The sequence below is a fragment of the Roseibium album genome, assembly GCF_001404515.1.
Taxonomy (GTDB): domain Bacteria; phylum Pseudomonadota; class Alphaproteobacteria; order Rhizobiales; family Stappiaceae; genus Roseibium; species Roseibium album.
The window spans coordinates 742,084-764,504 of sequence record NZ_CXWE01000001.1 but is presented as its reverse complement, the minus strand read 5'-3'; the positions used below and the strand labels follow the sequence as shown (position 1 = coordinate 764,504).

At 56.6% G+C, this 22,421-nt stretch carries 17 protein-coding genes; 7 read left to right on the top strand and 10 right to left on the bottom strand.

All coding sequences use genetic code 11. The annotated features are described in order from the left end of the window. Nucleotides 1-2: 2 nt before the first annotated feature. From hpaE to LA5095_RS03470, 4 genes are all read left to right on the top strand, one after another. Complete coding sequence (hpaE, locus tag LA5095_RS03485) at nt 3-1,517, top strand: 5-carboxymethyl-2-hydroxymuconate semialdehyde dehydrogenase (RefSeq protein ID WP_055111947.1); 1,515 nt, start codon at nt 3-5, stop codon at nt 1,515-1,517. Between the two features lie 87 nt (nt 1,518-1,604). Then, a complete protein-coding gene (hpaD, locus tag LA5095_RS03480; RefSeq protein ID WP_055111945.1) occupies nt 1,605-2,585 on the top strand; it encodes a 3,4-dihydroxyphenylacetate 2,3-dioxygenase in 981 nt (326 codons plus the stop codon). 51 nt (nt 2,586-2,636) lie between these two features. After that, nucleotides 2,637-4,034, top strand: a complete 1,398-nt coding sequence (locus tag LA5095_RS03475) for a pyridoxal phosphate-dependent decarboxylase family protein (protein ID WP_055111943.1) — start codon at nt 2,637-2,639, stop codon at nt 4,032-4,034. A 123-nt stretch (nt 4,035-4,157) separates the two neighbouring features. Next, the gene (locus LA5095_RS03470; RefSeq protein ID WP_055111941.1) at nt 4,158-4,943 is read left to right on the top strand and encodes an aldolase/citrate lyase family protein; all 786 of its coding nucleotides are present in this window, start codon (nt 4,158-4,160) and stop codon (nt 4,941-4,943) included. Nucleotides 4,944-5,074: 131 nt separating this feature from the next. Here the strand turns inward: LA5095_RS03470 and LA5095_RS03465 are convergent, their stop codons facing one another. The 7 genes from LA5095_RS03465 to LA5095_RS03435 all read right to left on the bottom strand — a co-directional run bounded on the left by LA5095_RS03465 (nt 5,075) and on the right by LA5095_RS03435 (nt 15,532). Beyond that, complete coding sequence (locus tag LA5095_RS03465; protein ID WP_055111939.1) at nt 5,075-6,445, bottom strand: HlyD family type I secretion periplasmic adaptor subunit; 1,371 nt, start codon at nt 6,443-6,445, stop codon at nt 5,075-5,077. Beyond that, the gene (locus LA5095_RS03460) at nt 6,442-8,181 is read right to left on the bottom strand and encodes a type I secretion system permease/ATPase (protein WP_158510332.1); all 1,740 of its coding nucleotides are present in this window, start codon (nt 8,179-8,181) and stop codon (nt 6,442-6,444) included. Before LA5095_RS03460 ends, LA5095_RS03465 begins: the two co-directional genes overlap by 4 nt. 91 nt (nt 8,182-8,272) lie before the next feature. Next, entirely contained in the window at nt 8,273-11,452 is a 3,180-nt protein-coding gene (locus LA5095_RS03455; protein ID WP_082442750.1) for a beta strand repeat-containing protein, read from the bottom strand. 410 nt (nt 11,453-11,862) lie between these two features. Continuing rightward, nucleotides 11,863-12,846 (bottom strand): LysR family transcriptional regulator, encoded by a 984-nt coding sequence (locus tag LA5095_RS03450; protein ID WP_158510331.1) that lies wholly within the window; start codon nt 12,844-12,846, stop codon nt 11,863-11,865. 489 nt (nt 12,847-13,335) lie between these two features. Next, complete coding sequence (locus LA5095_RS03445) at nt 13,336-14,316, bottom strand: LuxR C-terminal-related transcriptional regulator (protein ID WP_158510330.1); 981 nt, start codon at nt 14,314-14,316, stop codon at nt 13,336-13,338. 2 nt (nt 14,317-14,318) lie between these two features. Beyond that, the gene (locus LA5095_RS03440; protein WP_055111929.1) at nt 14,319-14,558 is read right to left on the bottom strand and encodes a hypothetical protein; all 240 of its coding nucleotides are present in this window, start codon (nt 14,556-14,558) and stop codon (nt 14,319-14,321) included. Nucleotides 14,559-14,755: 197 nt separating this feature from the next. Continuing rightward, nucleotides 14,756-15,532, bottom strand: coding sequence for a DeoR/GlpR family DNA-binding transcription regulator (locus tag LA5095_RS03435; RefSeq protein ID WP_082442749.1), 777 nt, complete (start codon nt 15,530-15,532; stop codon nt 14,756-14,758). 68 nt (nt 15,533-15,600) lie between these two features. On the opposite strand from LA5095_RS03435, the gene LA5095_RS03430 reads away from it, so the two are divergent. After that, nucleotides 15,601-16,191 (top strand): NUDIX domain-containing protein, encoded by a 591-nt coding sequence (locus LA5095_RS03430; protein WP_055111927.1) that lies wholly within the window; start codon nt 15,601-15,603, stop codon nt 16,189-16,191. Between the two features lie 399 nt (nt 16,192-16,590). On the opposite strand, the gene LA5095_RS03425 is transcribed toward LA5095_RS03430, so the two are convergent. After that, on the bottom strand, nt 16,591-17,109 hold the full coding sequence (locus tag LA5095_RS03425; RefSeq protein WP_055111924.1) for a Crp/Fnr family transcriptional regulator: 519 nt from the start codon (nt 17,107-17,109) through the stop codon (nt 16,591-16,593). 66 nt (nt 17,110-17,175) lie between these two features. Between LA5095_RS03425 and LA5095_RS03420 the strand changes: the two genes are divergently transcribed. Together LA5095_RS03420 and LA5095_RS03415 are read left to right on the top strand one after the other, a co-directional pair. Further along, nucleotides 17,176-17,763 (top strand): hypothetical protein, encoded by a 588-nt coding sequence (locus tag LA5095_RS03420; protein ID WP_055111923.1) that lies wholly within the window; start codon nt 17,176-17,178, stop codon nt 17,761-17,763. Between the two features lie 40 nt (nt 17,764-17,803). After that, nucleotides 17,804-18,091: a hypothetical protein gene (locus LA5095_RS03415; RefSeq protein ID WP_144436086.1), complete on the top strand. Its 288-nt coding sequence runs from the start codon at nt 17,804-17,806 to the stop codon at nt 18,089-18,091. A gap of 145 nt (nt 18,092-18,236) precedes the next feature. On the opposite strand, the gene LA5095_RS03410 is transcribed toward LA5095_RS03415, so the two are convergent. Together LA5095_RS03410 and LA5095_RS03405 are read right to left on the bottom strand one after the other, a co-directional pair. Further along, nucleotides 18,237-20,708 (bottom strand): methyl-accepting chemotaxis protein, encoded by a 2,472-nt coding sequence (locus tag LA5095_RS03410; protein WP_158510329.1) that lies wholly within the window; start codon nt 20,706-20,708, stop codon nt 18,237-18,239. A gap of 209 nt (nt 20,709-20,917) precedes the next feature. Then, nucleotides 20,918-22,084 (bottom strand): ABC transporter substrate-binding protein, encoded by a 1,167-nt coding sequence (locus LA5095_RS03405; protein ID WP_055111917.1) that lies wholly within the window; start codon nt 22,082-22,084, stop codon nt 20,918-20,920. Between the last annotated feature and the right edge of the window lie 337 nt (nt 22,085-22,421).

Below are 22,421 nucleotides of genomic sequence, written 5' to 3'. Positions count from 1 at the left end.
CCATGTCTGACCTTCAGGACAACATTCAAAAGCTTGACGGCTACCTTGCCCGGTTCAAAAACACCGGCGTCTTGAACCAGATCGGTGGCGAGGCGCTGCCGGCCCAGTCCGGCGAGGCGTTCGAAACCCGCTCTCCGGTGGACGAGAGCCTGATTTGCAGTGTCGCCAAAGGCGGTGCCGCCGATATCGATGCAGCTGCCAGGGCCGCGAAGGCGGCCTTTCCCGCCTGGCGGGACATGGCCGGGGCCGAGCGCAAGAAGATCCTGCACAGGATTGCCGACGCCATCGTGGAGCGCGCGGAGGAAATCGCACTGTGCGAATGCTGGGACACCGGCCAGGCCCTGCGCTTCATGTCAAAGGCGGCGCTGCGCGGCGCGGAGAATTTCCGCTTCTTTGCCGACAGGGCTCCTGCGGCCCGGGACGGCCAGTCCCTGCCCTCGCCGACCCTGATGAACGTGACCTCCCGCATGCCCATCGGCCCGGTCGGCGTGATCACGCCGTGGAACACGCCGTTCATGCTGTCGACCTGGAAAATCGCTCCGGCGCTGGCGGCAGGCTGCACAGTGGTACACAAGCCGGCGGAGTTCTCGCCGCTGACCGCGCGTATCCTGATGGAGATCGCCGAAGAGGCCGGTCTGCCGAAGGGTGTCTGGAATCTCGTCAATGGCTTTGGCGAGGATGCCGGCAAGGCGCTGACCGAGCATCCCGACATCAAGGCGATTGCCTTTGTCGGCGAGAGCCGGACCGGCTCCATGATCATGAAACAGGGCGCCGATACGCTGAAGCGCGTGCATTTTGAGCTTGGCGGCAAGAACCCGGTCATCGTGTTCGACGATGCGGATCTCGACCGGGCGCTCGATGCGGCGATCTTCATGATCTATTCGCTCAACGGCGAACGATGCACCTCCTCCTCGCGTCTTCTGGTTCAGGAGACAATTGCAGACGAATTCGAAGCCGGGCTGATCGAACGGGTCAACGCCATCAGGGTCGGCCATCCGCTCGATCCACTGACCGAAGTCGGCCCGCTGATCCACAGAACCCATTTCGACAAGGTGACCGGCTATTTCGACATTGCCCGGCAGAACGGCGCGACCATTGCCGCAGGCGGTCTACGTGTCGGCGACACCGGTTACTTCGTCCGCCCGACCCTCTTCACCGGCGCAACCAACACCATGGCCATTGCCCAGGAGGAAATCTTCGGGCCGGTGCTGACCTGCATCCGCTTCAACACCGAGGACGACGCCCTCCGGATTGCCAACGATGTTCCCTATGGCCTCACCGGCTATGTCTGGACCAACGACCTGACCCGCGCACTGCGCTTCACGGATAGCCTGGAAGCGGGAATGATCTGGGTGAACTCGGAAAACGTCCGCCACCTGCCCACCCCCTTCGGCGGGGTCAAGGCAAGCGGTATAGGACGCGACGGCGGCGACTGGTCCTTTGAATTCTACATGGAACAGAAGAACATCGCCTTCGCGACAGGTAACCACAAAATTCCGAAACTCGGGGCGCTGTGAGCAAGTCTGACTACTGAAAGTTTCCGGACTTCAAGCGCAACAGACACCGCCGGCCTTCCGGCAACTCATGACCAACAGGACGAAGACATGCCGATTCCCGCACCCAATCTTTATCCGCCATTCAACATCGTCCGGCTCAGCCATGTGGAACTGGCAGTGACGGATCTTTCGAAAAGCCGGGCGTTTTATGTGGATACGCTCGGACTGCAGGTTACTGACGAGAGCCCGGAAGCGATTTATCTGCGTGCAATGGAAGAACGCGGGCACCACTGTATCGTCCTGCGGAAATCAGATGAACCCTGCGCCCGTGATCTTGGGTTCAAGGTGTTTGACGAAGATGATCTCGACAAGGCAGTGCATTTTTTTGAAGGCAAGGGACTTCCGGTCGAATGGGTGGACCGGCCTTACCAGTCGCGCACCTTCCGCACGCGGGACCCACATGGCATTCCGCTTGAATTCTATTCCAGGATGGACCGCCTGCCGCCGATACACCAGCAATACGCACTTTATCGCGGTGTGAAGCCACTGCGGATCGATCACTTCAATTGCTTTTCGCCCAATGTCGATGCCTCGGTCGCCTTCTATAATGAACTCGGTTTCCGCGTGACAGAATATACCGCAGATGAGGAAACCGGACGGCTCTGGGCGGCCTGGACGCACCGCAAGGGCGGCGTCCACGATATTGCCTTCACCAACGGCAGTGGGCCTCGCCTGCACCACACGGCCTTCTGGGTGCCGACACCGCTCAACATCATTGACCTGCTCGACCTCATGTCCACGACGGGATGGGTTTCGAACATCGAACGCGGGCCGGGTCGGCATGGCATCTCAAATGCGTTTTTCCTTTATGTCCGCGATCCAGACGGCCACCGGATCGAGATCTACTGCTCCGACTATCAGACCGTGGATCCGGACCTTGAGCCGATCAGATGGGACCTCAAGGATCCACAGCGCCAGACCCTCTGGGGAGCCCCTGCCCCCAAGAGCTGGTTCGAGGAAGGCTCGCTGTTCGAGGGCGTCGACATCCAGGCATCCAGTCTCGCCGCCCAGCCGATTGTCGCGCCATGATTCTGGCGCATAATCGACGTGACCGAATCGCCAGGCTTTAAGGATTAGCGCATGGACTGGGACGAGTTCGCCGAGTGGAGCAAACAGATCGCCGATTGGGCAGTGGACTATCACAAGACGCTTGCGGACCGTCCCGTTCGTGCGCAAACGGCTCCCGGCGAGATCGCGGAGCAACTGCCAGTCGCGCCACCGGAAGACGCCGAAGCCATGGAAACGGTTCTTGCGGATTTCGAAACCATCGTCATGCCGGGCATGACCCATTGGCAGCATCCGCGTTTCTTTGCCTATTTTCCGGCCAATGCCGCCCCACCCTCCATGCTGGCGGAAATGCTGGTCACGACGATCGCCGCGCAGTGCATGCTCTGGCAAACCTCACCTGCAGCGACCGAGATGGAAGGCGTCATGGTCGACTGGCTGCGCCAGGCGCTAGACCTTCCGGAGACATACACAGGGGTCATTCAAGACAGCGCGTCTTCTGCAACTCTTTCCGCCGTTCTGACCATGCGCGAACGCGCAACCGGCTTCACCGGCAACCGGCATGGATTGTCCGGCAAAGGTAATCTGCGCATCTACTGCTCGGACCAGGTGCACAGCTCCATTGACCGCGCCTGCTGGGTCGCGGGGATCGGCCAGGAAAACCTGGTCAAACTTCCGGCCACCGGGCCTCGATTTGCGCTTGATGCCAATGCATTGGAGCAGGCCATTGCAAGAGATCTTGAAGACGGGCAGATCCCGGCGGGCATCATCGCGATTACCGGCGGCACCGGCGTGGGCGCTTCGGACCAACTCGAACCCGTCCTTGCCGTTGCTAGGAAACACGATCTCTATACGCACCTGGACGCAGCCTGGGCCGGGGCGGCGATGATCTGTCCCGAGCTGCGTGCCGATTTCTGGCACGGCGTGGAAGGCTTCGACAGTATTGTCTTCAATCCGCACAAATGGCTGGGGGCGCAATTCGACTGTTCCGTTCAGTTTCTGTCCGATCCGCTTCCCCAGCTCAACACACTGAAGATCGAACCGGAATATCTCAAGACCACCGGAGAGGCGGTCACCAATTATTCGGAATGGACCATTCCGCTCGGCAGACGTTTCCGTGCATTGAAGATCTGGTTCCTGATCCGCTCATACGGGCTGGAAGGTCTCAGGGCCCGAATACGCAATCATATTGTCTGGTCCGGGGAAATTTGCGAGCAGATCCGCGCGTTCGAGGGTTTCGAAATCGTGACCGAACCGATCCTCAGCCTGTTTTCGTTTCGCTGCCCGGGCGATGACGCGACGCAGCAACGTCTCGTGGATGCGCTGAATGATGATGGACGTATCTACCTCACCCAGGGAGCCTTTCAGGGCCGCAAGGTCATCCGTTTCCAGGTGGGTCAGTTCGACACGACCCGGGAAGACGTCATGATGGCTGCCGGCGTCATCAAGGACGTCTGGAGGCGCATTGCGTGACAACGCGAATTCGATTGACGGACACGCACCCTTGAACCGCGGTTTCCGGCGCCGGGCAGATCGTTTGAACGCACGGTCCCCGATCTCTTCAACACGGTCAACGGTATCTCACAGGAGTTTTAAATGCCTGCCCCACACAATCCTTTCAAGGCGGCCCTGAAAGAAGGAAATATCCAGATGGGCTGCTGGCTGGGCCTGGCAGATCCCTATCTTGCCGAGGTCAGCGCCCATGCCGGCTTCGACTGGCTCCTGATCGACGGCGAACATGCCCCGAACGATCTGCGCTCCATCATTGCCCAGATGCAGGTGATTGCAGCAGGCAAGAGCCATGCCGTCGTCAGGCCCGTGATCGGCGAAACCTGGATGATCAAGCAGCTTCTGGATGCCGGTGCACAGACGCTCCTTGTTCCCATGGTGGAAGGCGCCGAGCAGGCACGCGAACTTGTTGCCGCGGTCACCTATCCGCCGCATGGTGTTCGCGGCGTCGGCTCCGCCCTTGCGCGTGCGTCAGGCTTTGCAGGCATTCCCGATTATCTGACGACCGCGCGGGACGAGATCTGCCTGCTTGTTCAGGTCGAGAACCGAAAGGGCATCGCTGCCCTCGACGACATCCTCAACGTTGAGGGTGTCGACGGCGTGTTCATCGGTCCTTCCGACCTCGCCGCCGACATGGGGCATATCGGCAATCCCGGTCATCCGGATGTCGAAATTGCCGTTCTTGATGCCATGAACAAGATTGTTGCTTCCAACAAGGCCGGCGGGATCCTCACCTTGCAGCCCGGGATGCAGAAAAAGTGCCTTGAGCTTGGAGCGACTTTCGTTGCAACAGCCGTTGATGTCACGCTCTTTGCAGCAGCGATACGCAAGAGCGCTCAGGAGGCACAATCCCTGCGGAACGGCTTTCCCTGATATCAGGGTCGCTGCGTTTCACAGAAAAAACGGGGCATGATTGAACCGGAAACTCCAGACATGACCGTAACCAATTGATTTGACCGCTGTCATGTCCGGGACAAAGTGCACACTTCTCCTGTCACCAAAATTTACTCGATGAAGGTTCGCGACAGGCGTTCGCTCAATGGCTGTGCAAGGTAGCTGAGGACCGTGCGTTCGCCAGTGGTGATGAACAGGTCAGCCGGCATGCCCGGAACCAGATCCAGACCGGCGACATTCGCCGGCTGATTTTCATCAAGTCTCACCTTTGCCACATAGAAGGCATCGCCCGTTCTTTCGTCGGTGACGGAATCGGCCGAAATGTCATAGACCTTCCCGTTCGCTTCCGGCACGTCCTGAAGGTCGAATGCGCTCAGCCTGACCCTGGACACCTGCCCGACGCGAAGTTTTTCAATATCCGAAATGTTGATGCGCGCTTCCACGATCAGCTCTTCACTGAGCGGGACCAGCTCCAGAATGTCTTCTCCCGGACGCACCACACCACCCAGCGTGTGAAGTGCCATGTTGACGACAGTCCCGTTGACCGGGGCGCTGACGACCACCCGCTTTTGCCGTTCCACGGCACCCTTGAACTGCGGTTCCACTGCCGCAAGCTGTGCCTCAACCGCCGCAAGGTTCTCAGAAGCTGATTCAAGACGTTGCTGCTTGGCACTGAAATCATTGAGTTCAAGCTCGCCGATCTCGTTTCGCGCACGGGCCTGATCGGTTCTGAAACCCGCATCAAATCCGACCAGACGTTCTATATCCAGGCGTATGGAGTTGATCCTTGCCGCGGTAACGAGCCCCTTTTCAAACAGCGTTTGAAGGGAAGCAAGTTCACTTCTGGAAATCTCGATCTGCCGCGCATTGGACTGGCGCTGTTCTTCAAGTCCCCCGATCTCGTCTTCGAGAGCTGTTAACCGGCGTTTCAGGACATCTTGTTCGCTCATGCGTGCCCTTGCCTCCGTGTCGAACACACGTTTCTGGGTCAGATATGCGCTTTCCCAGAGGACCTCGGGAATTTCCTCTTTGATCATGTTGGCAACGTCTTTCCTGCGGAACGTGGCTTCTCCGCCGATCTGGGCCAGCAGACGTGCGCGTCGCGCCGACAGTTCACCGACCTGGCTGCTCAGAACCGTCAGATCGACTTCCGCCTCGGTACTGTCGAAGACAACCAGCGGCTGCCCGGCCTCGACGATGTCTCCGTCCGACACGAGCAGATCGCGGACGATGCCGCCGTCGAGGTGTTGCACGGTCTTCCGATTTCCATCGACGACGAAGGAGGCCTCGGCTACCACCGCACCATCCAGCTTAGCCTGTTGCGCCCAATACGCGGTTCCGCCAAAAAACAGGGCCACGACGAGAAAGCCGAACACGACAAGCTTGCCGATGCGCGGCTCCGGCAAGGGCTCATCCTGGCTTTTTCCGGGCTCAAGATGTGAAACATGGCGGTTTTGGGAAGAAAGTGTCAGATCTTTCACTGGACTGCCCTTTCCTGATTGGTCTTGGTGATTTCATTCGAGTTCTGGCTACGGGCCGGAAGGACGTTTCGCTTCATGTCGCGCAAGACCTCGTCGCGCCTGCCGAAGGCCGTCTGGACCCCCTGGTTAAGCACAAGAACCTTGTCAACAACCTGCAAGGTGCTGGGACGATGGGTCATCATCACAACGACACCGCCTTGCTCCTGGGTGGCGCGGACCGCTTTCTGGAGCGCGGCCTCACCCGTTGAATCTAGATCGGAATTCGGTTCGTCGAGCACCAGCAGAAACGGATTGCCGTAAAGCGCCCGGGCAAGTGCGATCCGCTGACGCTGGCCACCCGACAGGAAGTAGCCGTTGCCGATCTGTGTTTCATAACCGTCCGGCAAGTTCGAGACGAGGTCATGCACGTCGGCGGCAAGCGCAGCTTCCAGCACGAGAGCATCGTCGATTTCAGCAGCAAAACGGGCAATGTTCTCCCTGATCGTGCCGTCGAACAGCGCCACGTCCTGGGGCAGGTATCCGATATGGCTGCCCAGGTCCTCGGCCTCCCATTTGGCCGTCGGGTTGCCGTCAAGCCGGATCGAGCCGCGCTGCGGTGTCCAGACACCGGCAAGCATCTTCGCCAGTGTCGTCTTGCCGGAGGCGCTCGGCCCGATCACCGCAACCGCATCCCCGGCCTGCAGGTTCATGCGGATATCGGACAAGGTTGCATTTTGTGCCGTCGGCGGACCCGCCTTCTGGATCGCCACGCTGACCGACACCTGCGGCCGAGGCAACTGAAGCCGTCTTTGACCGGCCGGATACTCGTGAACAAGTTTCTTCAGCTTTGCATAAGATCCCGTCGCGGCCAGAAAGCTGCGCCATTGCCCGATCAACTGGTCAATCGGAGCGAGGGTCCTGCCGAGCACGATGGTTGCCGCAATCATGATACCGGCTGAGCTTTCGCCTGTGATCGCAAGGGCTGCTCCGAGCCCCAGAATAGCCGACTGAAGCCCTGTCCGGAGGGTTTTGGAGACGACCGAAAATGTGGAAATGCGGTCGTTCACCCTGCCTTTCAGGCGATGTGCTTCAAATTGCAACTGGCGCCATCTTTGCGCAAGGTCGCCACGCATGCCCATGGCATGGACTATTTCGGCATTAGCCTCTCCTGCCCTGTAGAGCGTGTCGCTACGCCTGCGCGCTTCAGCAGCTTCCATCATCGTTTCGTGGCTGCGCGCATTGTTGATCAGCGCCAGAACAGTCAGGACGATCGCTCCGGCCAATCCAAGATGGCCGAGATAGGGGTGGAGAACATAAAGGACGGCGATGTAGACCGGTATCCATGGCGCATCGAAAAACGCAAGCAAGGTACTTCCGGAAATGAAATCCCTGAAGCCGTTCACATCCTCGATCGAATTGTCGCTCGCCGACTGGCTGCCGTGAATTTTCCGCTGCATTGCCGCGTTCAGAACAGACACGCCGACTTTCAGTTCGAATCTGGCCCCCAGACGGTTCAACATCCGCTGACGGACCCAGTCGAGCAAACCGACTACGACAAAAACACCGCCGAGCAGCAAGGTAAGGGCGATCAGAGTGTCCATATTCTGGCTGGTGAGCACCCGGTCATAGACCTGCAACATGTAGAGGGGTGCAGCAAGTGCAAGAATATTGAGAGCCATGCTGAATGCGGCAATGGCCCAAAAACCCGCACTCAGCGAAGACCAGGCATTGCGGACGGGAGAGATCTTACGGAACATTTCTTGCTCCATTTCCTAAGTTCGGGTCGAAGTACTTTTCGGGAAAGTTCCAGGGTGGCGGAGGCGAACACCGCCACCCCGGGCAACCGGCTCAGACGAGGAAGTCGTCTTCGCCCAGTTGCGACGCGTCGATGTTGACCAGGCGCAGTGAGCTGTCCGACCCGAAGGACAGAACTGCATCCGAGCCATCCTGGATCGCGCCGGAGAGAACTTCGGCAACATCGAAATCATCGGCGAAATCACCGCTTGATATCCGGTCGGTGCCGAGTTCGAAGTCAGTTACCGTGTCGGCACCCTGGCTTGCGGCGAAAATGTCCGCACCGTCGCCACCTTTGAGCAGATCGTCACCGCCGGCACCGTTCAGGAGGTTGTCGAAACCGCTGCCGGTAATGACATCGCCGTCGTTGGAACCGATGACGTTTTCGATTGAGCTGAGAACATCCGTTTCGACACTGTTTTCGATCACGTCCTCGCCGACAACACCTGTGCTGGAAATCGGCTCGACGGAATCGAGTGTCGCTCCGGCATCCACAAGCGTATCTTGAACAACAGGACCATTCTGGCCTGCAGGTGCATTGTGAAGGTGGATTGCGGAGACCACTCCCGGAATCGGTGTCTGCAAATCCGCTTCATTGAGGCCAGAGACATCCAGCACGCTGGAATAGGTGACTTCACCCGTTGTCAGGTTCTGGACGATGGTCACCGTTGCCTCGCCGGTTGCTTCACTGTCGGAGAGCGGTCCCGGTTCCTGGGCAGCATCCAGTCCTCCGGAGAGTTCGATGGTCCGGATGCCGTGTTCCGTTACGTCGCTGTCGACCAGCAGCTGCCCCCTGATCTCACCACCCGGGAAGTCCGAAGTGTGGATGTTGTAGTAGAGATTGCCCGCGGCTGCCTGGTTTGCGAATGCGGCTCCGTCCGCAATCGCAGAACCGAATTGCGCAGGCGCGGCAACCACCGCATTTTCCACTCGCACGGTGAAACCGGTATCCCGCGTTGCGGTTCCGTTGCCGTTGGCGCCGAGGTTCACGTTGACAGCGACATCCAAGTCGGAAAAGTCCGCCGTGTCGACGCCCTCCCCACCATCAAGGAAATCGTTGCCAAGGCCACCGACAAGGACGTTGTCGCCCTCACCCGCGATCAGGGTGTCATTTCCGGCGCCGCCATTAATGACGCCATCGACGAGACCGAGATCGACAAAGATGTCGTCCTCGTTGCCGAGCAAGACATTGCCGTTGATGACGCCGCCGTCGTTGACGATGGTAACGGAGCCGCCTTCGCGGGCATCGATCGCGTTGACGGTGCCCGAGATTTCCCCTTCGTTGATGATGGCTCCCAGAATGTCCAGACCGCCATCGATGCGGATGCCTGCCGCAACCTCGGACGCTTCGGACCCTGCAATGACACCTTCGTTTTCGACAAGACCGGCAAACCCTGCGTCTTCAACGTTGGAGAACAGACGCAGGCCATCACCGATTGTGTTGCCTTCGCTTGCATCGCCGCCACCGAAAATCGCTCCCTGGTTGATAATCGAGGCCGAGACAATATCGCCGTCGACATCACCGGTCTGCAACGAAACTCCGGACGCGTCGTTGCCGTTGGCGTCCACCGTCCCCTGGTTGGTGAAGGTGTAGTTGTCCGCTGTCCCGTCAGCATAAACGGTGCCGTTGCGCTGCGTGCCAGTTGCAAGGATTGCGCCCTGGTTGACAACATCCAGGCCTACGCCGTCGATGTTCAGGGCACGGCTGTCGGAGGAAACGGTCCCCTGGTTGACGAATGATCCGCCGGAATGGTTACCCGCTCCGAAATAGACACCATTTTGAGCGCCGGCAAAAACACCGCTGGCTTCATTTACAAGCGCTCCCTGGAAATCGACGCCGTTGACCGCTCTGAAGGCAGCGACTGTACCTTGCTGACTTTCAGCGGTCACAGTACCGGAGTTGATGATCGACCCGGTGAACAGCGCTGTGGCAAAACCACCCTCAGCCAATCTGGCGCCTTCCAGCCTGATGCCGTCTCCCGCGGTTCCGGCAGCCGCGGATGCCTGGCCACGACCAGCAATGGTTCCCGCGTTTTCAACTTCAACCTCACCGTTGCCGTTTGCGGACAGGGAGAGAGAAATACCGGCGCCATTGTTGTTTGCGCCAGCATCGATCACACCGGTCGGCAGGTTGCCGATGGAGTAGTCACTGGCTGTGTCATCGGCATAGACCGTGCCGTTACGTTGATCACCCGTTCCCAGAATGTTGCCGCCGTTGAGGAGGTTGACGCCGGAACCGTCGATATTGACCGCGCGGCTGCCTGACTGGATGGTTCCGAAGTTCTGAACATCCAGATCGTGCTCGGCATTGCCGATATAAAGACCATTGCGCGGTCCTTCGATCGTGCCGGTGCTGGAGTTGAAGATCCGGCCCTCGGCTGCAATACCATCCGCGATACGGATTCCAGCCGTCGTACCCTGATTGCTTTCGGTGCTGATGAGGCCACTGTTGAAGATGTCGGTCTCCAGCACAGCGCCATCTGCCCCGTCATCAATCCGGATTCCATCGCCTGCTAGCGGCGTGTTGGACGCAACTTCATCACCCCGGCCCTGAATGACACCACCGAACCCGTTGAATATGCTGCCCTGGACAACGTCATTGAGTTCATCACCAACCTGAAGCGAAATGCCCGCTCCCTGGTTGCCTTCGCCCGCATCGATCGTTCCTCCGGTGAAGTTGCTGATCGAAAAGTCTTCCGCGGTACTGTTGGTGTAGATCGTACCGTTCCGCTGATCGCCCGTGCCGACGATGTCTCCGAAGTTGCGGACGCTGACGCCCTGACCCTGAATATCGACCGCGCGGCTGTCTGACGAAATCACCGCACCACTGAAGTTATCCAGTCGCCCTGATGATTGTGCACCGGCAAACTGGACGCCGTTGAATTCGCCATCGACTGCTCCGAAATTCCGGATGTCGGCGCTGCCGCTTACCTGGATTCCGGTGGCAAGCGCATCCGGACCGCTGTTGGCTTCAATCCGTGCATTGCGAAAATTGAAAACCTGAGCGTCCTGTCCGCCAACGGATACCGCGGCGGCGGCATTGTTCGTGGTCACATGACCAAAATTCAAGAACCGTGTGAAATCATTGTCGAGGACAAACGCGGGCGTGTTGTCAACGACCACATTATTGAAAACACCGTTCGTAAGCGATTGACCGTCACGAGCGGTTTCCTGTGCCAGGGTGGACGTCGTCAACAAGCGCGCCCGCATACCGGCAAGCATCCCAGATACCATTTGGAAATCTCCATAAGAGTTGTCATCCGGATACGCCCTCTGAATGACGGCGCCCGGTACTCATGGATCTGTTGTGAGCACCTGAGTTCTTGAAATTCATAATGCCAATACACGCCATAACCTGACGAAATGATCACGGAGCGTGTTATCAGGTAGAATTATTTATCCTCATGTTTACAGAGGCTTGCCACTTTTCCTTTCGAGACTGAATCTATTCGTTCACCTGTTTTGGCAAAAACGTGAAGCAAAACAAAAATGAAAGCATTCGCCGTTCGATCCGCGTCAGACGACTTCTGTCAGATGCGGATGCCGAAACGCGATACCTGAGGACGATCTGCACTGATTTCGATTGCCGGGTTTATCGCAGCACACGAGCACTTGAAAAATCATGGGCCACCCAAAAGAGGTGATCAGATCGCCGCTGCGGTACGCTCAGTCACTGAATGCACTACAGCTTGCCGTGCGCCATGGGTGCCCTTGGGAGGCGTTTCGCCAATATAGGAACTGATCGAAGCGACCACACCGTAACGGGAATATTGCCGGCGGGTAATCGCTCCGAGTTCGCGAACGCTGCCCTCACCATCAAACGGAACAAAGGCAAGACCGAGATTGTCGCGCTTGAACTGTTCGGCAGCAATTGCGTTCACGATTGTGCATGCATCGCAATGCACCAGGTGGCGGCACAGGGTTTCGAAGCGAGCGGACCTGACATCGATCCCAAGCCGCTCGGCGGCATCTGAAGACGAGGCAGGAAGATCCTTTTCAAGGTCATAGCCGAATGGAATGTCGAAACGGATCAGATATTTTGCGGGAACGTCTGCTGCGCGAATACCATTCCTGCCTGACAGAACATGCCCTTCCCGCATACCGAGATAAAGAGGCTCAAACCAGAGCGGTGTAAATGTCAGCGCATCATCAGAGCCTCCGCCATACAGCATGACATGGCTGTTGCGGGAGATCAGAGCTGCATCCAACTGCATCTGTTCGACCATCCTCGACAACTCGGTCGGTTTTTCCTCGACGATCACTAGCCTCAGATCCGGAAACAGCTCAGCGATCATGTCCAGAAAATAGCCTGACAGATAGGCGGCAAGTGTTGGTGTCATGCCCAGCCGAAACGGTGTTGCCTCAAGTTTTCTGAAGTGCTGCGCCGTTTCAGATATGCGGTCTACCAGTCCGTTTATTTCCGCCGCAACTTCAGCGACCTGCTCGCCAAATTCCGTCAAAAGAACATCGTTTCGCGTGCGCTCGAAAATCTGAACGCCGAGTTCGAGTTCCATTTTCTTGATCTGGTTGGACAACGCTGGTTGGCTGACATGGACGGCGCGGGCGGCGCGCGTGAAATTTCTGTGGTGCGCCACGGCAGCAACATATTGCAGATCCCGAAGGTTCATTCTGCTCTCGGACATGACTGGTTAAGTTCGCGCGCATACTGCAACAGGAAAATTCACAGATAAAATGACATTAAATTTATGGATTTTGACTGTTTACTAGAAGCATCTGCCCGCATGGCCGCGCCAGATTGAAGAAAATATTCAACAAGTCTCGTTTTAATTTTTTTGTAACCTAACCGTATGCCTTGCAAATCATTCTGCCACCGGACCGGCCATGATTGCCGGTGTTCTGCAATTCTGCCTCACAGAGGTTACGCTCGCGCAGAAAAGATCTTTCAAGTTGGGAAAGATTGCTCATGTCTCCCTGGCCTGCACTCATGTTCTTGTCGATTGCGCCGAGAATGCTAATGAACGAGATATGCGCGGAGACCCGTGCGGGATACGGACTGGGGGTCAGGACCCATTAATCCGGAAGGTCGCAATGACCGCTTCAAGGCAAACGAGATCAATGCCACTTGTGGAACGAATGGCGGCTTTCCGAGCCCTGCCTTAGGTGTCGAAACCCACGATCAGGCGTAAGAGCTCAATTTGGCTTCTGACGCCGACCTTCTCGTAGACTCGCCTCAGATGTGTGCGCGCCGTGTTCTTCGAGACACCCAAAGCGTCTGCTGCCTCGGCAATCTCAAGACCATTTGCGATCAACCTGACAATTTCTGCCTGCGACTTTGAGAGCGCGTAGATTACCTGCAATATTTCTATCTGTTTGGATAAATCACTGTTGTGCCCAAAAAGGATATAGACACGACCGTCGGCTACCTTGACCCAGCATAGCAAGAGAGCACCATCGGTATTTTCGCCCAAAACAACCGGAAACTGGACTTCGCCTCCGCCAGAACTTTTTGCGCGATTGAACTCGCCAAAACCGGTCAGCCTATGCGCGCCCGAGATGGCATTTCGCAGTTCGGAATTCCATGAAGGCTTTGAGGCGCGGAGCGTTCCATTGCTGACAGTGAGACCCTTGAAATTCTTCAACTCCGATTGAGCTGCACGATTCATCCAAAGAACACGACCATCTTCAGCAACTTCAATCGCAGCGCTTTCAATGTCTCGCAAAGATTCAGCCCAACACCCGTGAAAGAGGATGCGCCAAGCCCCATTCGCATGCTCTAATAGACGAAAGTTGTGTGAATGATTTGGTGCGGCCCGTGGATTGGACGTACTTGTTACAGTTTCTTCGTAAGTCGCCCATGCAACATTATTGGATATCTCAATTTCCAAGTTCTCAAACCGCACCTCGGCTTTGACCGGTTCAGGCTCTGTGTCCATTGCGTCGAACACATTCAGACGGAACTCTTCGAATGAGTGCGCAATCTGCATCGTTCCACATTCCATGATGCTTCGAAAACGCGAGTCATTCACCCAGCACTCCAGCCAGGCATCACGGTCACGCGCGAGGTAGCTTTTGATATCCGCCTCGAGAACCTGACGAATGGCATCGCGTGCTGCGGGCAAATTTAGGTACTCAGACATGTTCATTTTTTCATAGCTGGATCCGTATAAGCTACTCCGGCAACCGGCAAACGCAAACCGCGTTCAATGTGCACTTGGATGACGCGTGCGAACACCATGAACATCTTCAAGCTGACTGCCAGAAGCCGAGAGCTTTCCGGACCTGCGAAAAACTCAAAATATGCATCTTGCTCCGATTTCGTCCTACCAGCGAAGTCGCCATGTTTTTTTGCGCTTCGGGAAATGTCTGCCCAGTCTGCCATTGTGTCCCTCCAGGAACGTAACCCTGAAGATTGGCTATCATTGAAATAACTCTTGGCTTGTCACCCGCGCGGACGACAAACCCTAAAAAAGCACGTCATAGACGTGAAGCCGGCCTTCGCGTAAAGCGCAGCAAAATAACTGCTCCGAGACCATTTAGGCGGACGCTGCGCCGTAGCCGAACGACCGCCTGTCGGGCTCAGCGCCGAGATCCGGTCTGATTGGTGGAAAGTATTTCGCAGCCGAGATGACCAAACAACTCCGCCGCTTTTCGGGAAGCTGCTTGGGCGACAACAAGACCGTCAATGTTTGTCCAACGCGCAACTTCGAAGGATGAAACTGCCCCGAACTTTTCTGACGATGCCAAAATCACGGCTGATCCCGATTTCTCGATAACCGCGCGTTTTACCTCTGCCTCTTCGCTTTCTCCCGTCGTAACCCCTTGATCCGGGTGCAGCCCGGTGGCCCCGATAAAGCAGATATCGGGGCGGTAGCGACCCAACCAGGCGATAGTCGCGGCACCACTTGTCACGATGGAATGACGCAATAGCCTGCCACCCACAATTTCGACTTCCAGTCCTTGATGGTTGAGAAGTTCCATCGCGATGTTGGGGCTGTGCGTGATGACCGTCGCATCGAGGTGTCGAGGCAGATGCCGCGCAAGTTGAATCGCTGTCGTACCGCCATCCAAAAACACAACATGACCCGGCTCGATCATCGCAGCAGCACGTTTGCCAATCTCAACTTTTTCAGGGGTGGCAATTCCGATTCGACCCGGAAACGGAGCATTGGCCGGTGCGATCGGAACGGCACCGCCATGCACGCGTTTCAGGCGTCCGTCCCTGGCCAGCTCACGGAGGTCGCGCCTGATCGTATCTTCGGACAGACCCAGTTCACGGCTTACGTCCTTGGCGACAACGCTGCCTTGTTCATCAAGCAGGGATAGCAGGTGGGTCTTTCGTTCATGACTCAGCATTGCACGATCTTTCTTGACTCTGCACGTTTTTGCACGTTACTGCTTCCCAGAGCCAGGAGCAAGATTTTATGAATTCACGTGAATACTACCGTCCGATTTCGAAGGAAGTTCTGTCAGACGACTGGGGTCTTTTGACAAAGCACGAGTTTGAGCTTCTCAGGCGCAATGGTGAATGGCAGCGACAGACCCGCGAGACTTATGATCGTGGCAATGGAGCGACCTGCCTCCTTCATAATCCTCAGACAGATCACGTCTTGCTCACGCGTCAATTCCGACTTCCGGTATTTCTAAATGGTGGTCTGCATTCGATGATCGAGACGCCCGCCGGACTGTTGGACGGAGCGCGTGCCGATGAGCGGATGCGGAAAGAACTCATCGAAGAAACCGGCTTTGAGGTCGACACCCTGACGCATTTGTTTGACGTTTACATGAGCCCGGGCTCGGTGACGGAGTATCTCGCATTCTTCAAAGGCACCTATTCCGCATCCGATCAGACCGGTGATGGCGGCGGCACGTTCGAAGAGGGCGAGGACATTGAGGTGATGCAGGTTGCGCTGACGGAGGCGATGCGGATGATCGAGAACGGTGCGATCTGTGATGGCAAGACGATCATCCTGCTTCAACATCTTTTCATCAACACGCTTTTGAAAAGAGCCTAGACATACTGATCCTGATTTCCGGACCCTACCGTTCAGGGACCAACGACAATCCCGAAAAGATGGCGGCAAATCAAAACGCGCTTGAAGCGGCATCATGGCCGATTTTCCAGCCCGGATACATCCCGGTGATTGGCGAGCGGGTTGCTCAACCTGTCTGGCAATCAGCCGGAGGGAAACTGCCAGGCGATGATCTCCATGAAGAGATTTTCTGTCCCGCCGCGGAGCGGCTCATCTCGATCTGCGATGCAGTGTTGAGGTTGTCCGGCGAAGGTCAGCAAAGTTCCCATTGCTGTTGTCGGTGCCCGGTGCAACCAATTTCCGGAATGAGCCTCGTCTACCCAAATACCCCTCCGTAGCAAAAGTCTGCCCATGCCAATCAGCGGCCTGGACGATGAACACTCACCTTCGCCGACGTGCCAGCTCGCGATAGAGTGCGGGTGGCGATACACCTATCTGATCGGCAACCCTTATCCATCCGCCAGACGGTGGTTCACCGTTCAAATCCAACCAGGCGTCCAACCTGTCCGCCACCCGGCGAAGGCGCAATATCTCGATGCGCGCCCGTTGGGACTGGATCTCCCTGGCATAAGTTTCGATAAGGCCTAGAGCATCGTCTGGCCGGTCACGCAGCGCAGATCGGAAGGTGGCACGAGGCATGAACGCTATCTTGGAATTCAGGCATGCGATCGCATCGCAGTGATAGGTCTTTGCTGACAACGACGCCTCGGCCAGAGCCATTCCAGACGTGGCAACGCTGAGCGTAAGCGCGGTTCCATCCGCGAGCGGGCGCTCAAGCGCGACCATGCCGGATCGAACAAGATACATCGACCGAACGCGATCTTCCCGACGAAAGAGAATAGCACCCTGCTCCAAGGTTCTTGTCGGCGCATCCTCAAATAACTGCTTCCAGTCTGACATGATAGAAATCATACGACGTGGGTACAACGTTGGATAGGGTGTTCTCGACAATTGCGAGGCAAGAGAATGAAAACGAAGACAATTTTGGCCGTCGTAGTGCTGCTCGGTGGAGCGGCCTTTGCAGTTGCCCAAACGACCCACTCAGGCCATGACGACTGCACGGATCACGCGACCCACGTTCAAGACCAGTCACCCCGGGGCACGATCCTGAGCGAGCCGGGACAAGGGGCTTTCGCGGCGCTTTCTGAAGTTGTGCGCGTGCTCGAAGCCGATCCCGACACCGACTGGGGCCAAGTTGATCTGGCGGGCCTGCGGGCGCATCTGGTTGATATGGATCGCCTGATTTCGGACGCGATTGTGGAAGAGACAGCACTGCCGGACGGCCTTACCGCGATTGCGACGGGGGATGCTGACACGGTCGCCACACTGCGACGCATGGTGCCCGCACATGCAGCCCAATTGGCGCAGGACGACCGCTGGACCGTCACAGCAATCGAAGCGGAAAACGCAGTGGAGCTGCGCGTCACAAGTAACAATCCCGCCGTGGCCGCGCGCATAAAGGGGCTGGGCTTTTTTGGACTTATGGCAAGTCAGGACCATCACCGGGAACATCATCTGATGATGGCGCGTGGCGCAGATGCCCACGCACATTGACGCGGCCTGACACGTTTCGCCCAAAGCCGGAGCTCATGTCTTGGCACAAGGGATGCGAAGTCGATGGCAACCTGCCGTTCGACCGGCTGGATTGGAAGGCAGCAAAGTCCGCATTTTCCAGATTCTCGCTGGCGCGCATTTCCATGAACTGGTCGTGGCCTTTGTGATGATTTCAACGAGAGTGATCGCTCCAGCTTTCACTGTTTCAATGCTGACGGGTTCGCCGGCAACTCCGGACAGCGGCATAAAGAACAAAAGAAACAACAACTTCTTCATCAGTCACGCCAAACAAGAAGTTAGCGAAAAGCGCAACTGCTCGTCGACGTAGTCAACTTGTGGTGCTTGAAAAATGCAAAGACCGCCGGCTGCAAAAGCCGGCGGTCCATTCATCTCTATAAAGTTTGAAGCAGGCCTCACCAGATTTTTTTCAGGGCCCAGCTTTTCTTTCAGCTCTCTTGCTGCGCGTTATTGGGTCACGCGGCAGCGACCTTGGCCAGGAAGTCATCGACCACGACCTTGATGTGGCGTGCCTGATCCGCGACCTCGTTGGATGCCATTTCCACCTGGCCCGCAGATTGTGCGGCTTCGGCGACAGCGCTCATGACACTGGATATGTTGTCAGCCACGCCCTGGGTCCCTTCTGCCGCATCGCGAACGTTTCGGGAAATCATCGCCGTTGACGCGTCCTGCTCCTCAACTGCTGCCGCAATGGCCGACGTCGTCTCGTCAGCCTGTTCCATCGTGTCACGGATCTCCTGGATCGCGACGACAGACTCTCCGGTTGATGACTGGATTGCCTCGATCTGCGTGGCAATTTCCTCTGTCGCCTTCGAGGTCTGGGTCGCCAGTTCCTTGACCTCCGCAGCAACCACCGCAAAGCCCTTACCGGCCTCACCTGCCCGTGCTGCCTCGATCGTCGCATTCAGGGCCAGAAGATTGGTCTGTTCCGCAATGGCCCGGATCAAAGTGACGACTTCGCCGATCTTGTTTGCCGATTCAGCGAGCTCCGAGACCTTCTCGGTCGTCATCCGGGCACTTCCGGAAGCGTTTGTGACAATCTCGGTCGCACGGGAGACCTGTTGCCCGATTTCCGCGATCGATCCGGCAAGCTGTTCTGCCGCCGAGGCGACCGATCCGACGTTTTCGGATGCGGCCGTGGAACTTGCTTCTGCTTCGGAGGCCTGAGAGGCGGTCTCGGTGGAGATCTGGCTCAGAACCTGTGCTGTGGATTGCATTTGATCCATGTTCGCGGTGACATTGCCAAGCACGGATTCCATCTCGTCGCGGAAGTCCGTGATCATATCTTCGATACGGCTCTGCCGCTCCAGCTGCGCGTTCTGTTCGTCTCGGGACACCGCTTCAAGGTTATTGCGTTCCTTCGCGTTTTCCTTGAAGACTTCCATCGCCTTCGCCAGATCACCGATTTCATCGTTGCGGTTTGTTCCGGCGATATGTCCATCGAGCTCACCGTCGGCAAGCGCTCGGGTAATACTGACAAGACCCAGCAGTGGTTTCACCAGTCCACGGTCGACGACAAAGAAACCGATTGCACCTGCGATTACGAGACTCGCTATCCCGATGGCGATCAGGGCCAGGGACCCGTTGTCGAACAGCCTGTTGATCTGTGTCGTTGCCTGATCTACCGCCGCCAGTTCCATTTCGATGAGCGAAGCGACGGACTGACCGATACGCTCAACCGCGGTGAACATCTCCGTCACCTGTTCGTTCGACTTCCTGGTGCTGGTGAGTTCTTCCAGGTGATCGCGCAAAAGACCGTTGTCGGGATTGCCATACGCCAGCAGCTGTTCGAGTTGTGCCTTGATGTCCTCAGACCCCAGGGTATCAAGGCCGTCACGCATGTGTTTCGCGTCGGCTGTAATTTTCTCCTGAAGCGGCACCAAGAGCGCCGGATCCTGCGTCAAGCCACCTTGAACAAGGGTTGCGACAAACTTGTTGGCAAAGGCCTGTGCTTCCAGGGTGCTCTTCAACTGGCCCACTTGATTGTTCAGCAGATCGGAGATGATTGCCGAATTTTCCGTTACAGCCTCTTCCGTGTCGATCGTCAGCGTGAACAACTGGTCGTCGATCTGCATGATAAGAGCGTCGTCAATCGCCTTTTGAAGGCCGATCGCCGTCTGCAGTGTCTGCTTCTGCTCACCGGCAGTGATGTTTCTGGCCTTACTCTTTGCGAGTGTTGCAGAAACCAGATCGTTCAGCTTACCGAACTCGGCTTCAGCACCGGAACTCAGATCCTGTGCCTTCAGCTCTTTCTGGTAATCGGCGATCTTCTTCTCTGTCGCGATGATCTTGTCTTCAAAGAGTGTCAGCAGCGCCGGATCATCCACAAACGCAACGGTTTCCGCCAGCCCGACCAGCAAGTTGGTTTCCGCGCGCAGCTCCAGATACAGCCTGAGCTTCGCCATTTCGGTGTTGGCAAGATTGTCGACGAGTTCCTTGCTCTGAGCTGCCGCGTCTTCGCCACCCAGCACAACGGTAAAGTAGGCATCGTCTACGATCGGCGTTATTGCGCTGTTCACGCCGTCATAAGCCTTGAAAAGAGCGGCCATGCGCGCATCTTTTGCGTCTCGCGCGGCAATTTTTTCCTTCGTCGCCTGATCGAGGACGCCAAGGCGTTCCTTGAATGTATGGCTTTGGGAAAAGAGCGCTTCAACAATCTCGCGGTTCGAGTCTGAAGCGACAAAAGTTGATTCTATGCCTTCGATGACAGCGACAGATTTCTGAAGAGCCTGAAACGAAACTTCCTGGGACTGCAGCGTCACGCTATTGGCTACAGCTGCGGCCGCAGTCGCAACTTCCGTACTCGAAAGCGCCAGCTGGGCTGCGTTTTCAATTGAAGGCAGCCGTTTTTCAGAAAGTTCCGCAAAACCGCTTTCGACCCTCTGAAAGGAAAAAAGGCCTATGCCGATCGCTGTCGCGGTCAGCAAGACCAATCCCGCAAACGCGGTGAACAGTTTTCCCCGGGTCCTTAAATTGAATGATGATCTCATTCGAGAAGGCCCTGAAAAGAATTTTTTAAACCCAACCATGTTCCCGACAGTCCCCCAAAGAACACATGCTCTGCCATGTTATCCAACCCCAGATGGCAGAATGGAATTTCGCTGGCCCGTGTTCCGGGCCAGCGACAAGGAGCTCATTAGCTCGCAGGCTTGTCGATCGGCGAGAAGCCGCCGTCTTTTTGAATGGTCGTCAGGAAGACGTCGTTCATGCCCTGGTTGTCGTCCTGACCGAAGGACAGGGTCACGCCGCCCAGGTCAAAGTCACCAGTGGACCAGAAAGCGTTCAGGAAGTTTTCACGCGTGACGTCTTTTCCGGCTTTTTCCAGACCCATGACAGCCAGTCGACCAACCACATAACCTTCCAGCGTGACAAAGCCCGGCTCAGCAGAAGGATCTTTTGCCTTCAGTGCAGCCTGATATTCCTTGACGAGCGGAACAGTCGTGTCCCACGGGAACGGAACAACCTGGGAGATGATCACACCTTCACCGGCATCACCGAGTTCAGCAGAAAGGGCTTTCGAGCCGACGAAGGAAATGTTGACGAATTCCGCATCCATCTTGACCTTCTTGGCAAGCTTGATGAATTCCGCGATCGGCTTGTAGGCACCGACCATGACAACTGCCTGCGGCTTTGCCTTGCGAATTTCAAGAAGCGCAGACTTAACGGCGGTGGTGTTGCGCTGATACGTACCTTCCGCGACGAGTTCCAGGCCACGCTTTTCCATGGCAGCCTGAACACCGGCAAGACCGACACGGCCAAATCCGTCGTCCTGATAAAGAATGGCGATCTTGTCGAGGCCCAGCGCGCCGTTCAGGTGATCGATCCAGGCTTCGGTCTCTGCAGCGTAGGTCGCCCGGACGTTGACAATGTTGCCGTGCGCCGGATCACGCAGGAAACCAGCTCCGGTGAACGGACCGACAAACGGAACTTTCGCAGCTGTTGCAATTGGTTGGGTCGCCTTGGAGGTCGGCGTGCCGACCGGGCCGATCAGACCGAAGACCTTGTCGTCATTGATAAGCTTGTTGACCGCTGCAATCGAACGATCCGGCTCGTAGCCATCGTCCATGCTGATCAGTTCGATCATGCGCCCGTTGACGCCGCCAGCAGCATTTGCTTCGGCAAAGGCTGCTTCGATTCCCAGCTTCATTCCCGTGCCGAGAGCGGCAGCCGGCCCTTCAAGAGCAGCAGCCTGACCGAATACGACCTTGGAATCCGTGATACCATTTTCCGCAAGCGCCGGACTGATCGACATCATAAGTGACGCAGCCAGCGTTGAAACTAAAGCATTTCTCAATGTTGTCATTATTTGAGCTCCCCCAAAGAGTGTGCGACGCACAACTGCACGTCTATTCCGCTAAGGTAGAGTCAAAGTATTAAAAACCAGTTTTCGTTGAATACACAGTTGTAACTTCAGGTTTTACATTCACCACAAGATTTATATTTATGAGCTTAAAATTCATGTTTTAAGGTACTGAGTTTACACATGAAAACTCAAAATCCGACTGATTGAAATTTAGCAGCAAATCGCTGCAACTTTCGAGATTCCAGCCAATTTTTCAGCGCGCACATTCAAGAACACCCTAGGGTTTCATTGTAATAACAACCCAATACAACCCCTTTTTGCGCATGTCTCTCGTTCA